Origin of the sequence: Variovorax sp. Sphag1AA (assembly GCF_014192575.1) — a bacterium.
Lineage (GTDB): Bacteria > Pseudomonadota > Gammaproteobacteria > Burkholderiales > Burkholderiaceae_C > Variovorax.
The window spans coordinates 1-1,259 of sequence record NZ_JACHYC010000020.1; the positions used below are offsets into that span (position 1 = coordinate 1).

The 1,259-nt window shown below is 62.2% G+C and carries 1 protein-coding gene; it reads left to right on the top strand.

What is annotated here, in order from left to right; translation table 11 throughout:
- Nucleotides 1–68: 68 nt before the first annotated feature.
- A protein-coding gene (locus tag FHW64_RS34170) for an IS3 family transposase (protein WP_409350674.1) occupies nt 69–1,204 on the top strand; the annotation gives its coding sequence in 2 pieces (ribosomal slippage) (nt 69–318 and nt 318–1,204; 1,137 coding nt in all).
- Nucleotides 1,205–1,259 lie beyond the last annotated feature (55 nt).

Here is a 1,259-nt window from a genome sequence, read left to right on the forward strand (position 1 = left end):
TGACCTGCCCCCTCCCAGCCGTACCAGTCTCAACGTAGTGGAGTCCGTCAACTTGGAGAATGACGGGCATGAGAAAGAGCAGATTCACCGAAGAGCAGATCATCGGTTTCATCCGGCAGTCGGAGGCCGGTTTGCCGATCAAGGAGTTGTGCCGCAAGGGCGGTTTCAGCGACGCCACCTTCTACAAGTGGCGTGCGAAGTACGGCGGCATGGATGTTCCCGATGCCAAGCGACTGCGTGACCTCGAGAGCGAGAACGCCAAGCTCAAGAAGCTGCTGGCCGAGGCCCACTTGGACATCCACGCGCTGAACACCGCCTTCGGGGTAAAGCGTTAGCCCCGCAGGCCAAGCGCGCAGCAATCACCGTGATGATCGACCAATGCGATCTGTCCGAGCGACGTGCGTGCAGGCTTGTGGGGCTCTCCCGCGACAGCTATCGCAACCCACCCGAGAGCGATCAGGCGACCCAGGATCTGCAGGCCAGCATCGTGGAGATCGCGCACGCGCGTCGGCGCTTCGGCTATCGACGCATCCACGACTTGCTGCGCCCGCAGTACCCAGGCGTGAACCACAAGAAGGTCTATCGGCTGTACAGCGCGGCCAACCTGGCCGTGCGCAAGCGCAAGAAGGTCAAGCGTCCTGCGTCCGAGCGCGTGCCGCTGCAATTGGCCCGCTCGGTCAATGAGGTGTGGAGTATGGATTTCGTCAGCGACAGCCTGAGTACCGGTCGGCGCATCAAGTGCCTGACGGTGGCCGATGACTTCAGTCATGAATGCGTGAGCATCGCAGTGGACTGGGGTATCTCGGGCCAGTACGTCACGCGGCTGCTCGACCAGGCAGCCATCTTCCGTGGCTACCCGCTGGCGGTGCGTACCGACAATGGTCCGGAGTTCACCAGCCGGGCCTTCATGGGCTGGGCGCAGACGCATGGCATCCGGCACATCCGGATCGAGCCGGGCCGGCCCATGCAGAACGGGTACATCGAGAGCTTCAACGGAAAGTTCCGGGACGAGTGCCTGAACGAGCAGTGGTTCGAGACGTTGCAGCAGGCCAGAGCGGCCATCGCAACATGGAGGCAGGACTACAACGAGATCAGGCCGCACAGCAGTTGCGGCCGCATGCCGCCTGCAAAGTTCGCCGAGCTGCATCGCCAGCGCGCTGGCGATTCAGCTCAAACCACTTCAATCACCACAGAGATCAATTAGTCTTGCAACCCCGGACTTCCTCGTTATGAACGGCACGGCGGCAGGGGGCAGGTCA